This window comes from Parendozoicomonas sp. 2304DJ65-17 (genome assembly GCF_058148445.1).
This window is the reverse complement of sequence record NZ_JBYVJV010000100.1, coordinates 1-241: the sequence shown is the minus strand read 5'-3', so window position 1 is coordinate 241 and position 241 is coordinate 1. Positions and strand designations below refer to the sequence as shown.

Genomic DNA, 241 nt, shown 5'->3' with positions numbered 1-241 from the left:
TTTCTGGCCATGGATGTTTGGGGTATCTACCCCTCAAGTCGTTTCTCACCTCTTGATAAGTGTTGTTCCAGAAGCTGTTCATATCTCTGGTCCTCTGCACAGGCCGTCGAGCAGGAGACAACAGTGCGATAGTGAGTGGGATGCTGTTGTACGCTAATTTTGGTGTTTCAAGTATGCCAAACAGTTCCTGCAACTTAACAGCCAGAAGTGGTTCCTCTGGGTTGCTGTAATCAATGCGGAT

General features: G+C 47.7%; 1 protein-coding gene. It reads right to left on the bottom strand.

The window, feature by feature from the left end:
- Window positions 1-241, bottom strand: a 241-nt coding sequence (locus ACY2RR_RS24665; RefSeq protein ID WP_490110847.1) for an ATP-dependent helicase C-terminal domain-containing protein, incomplete at both ends; no start/stop codon positions are given.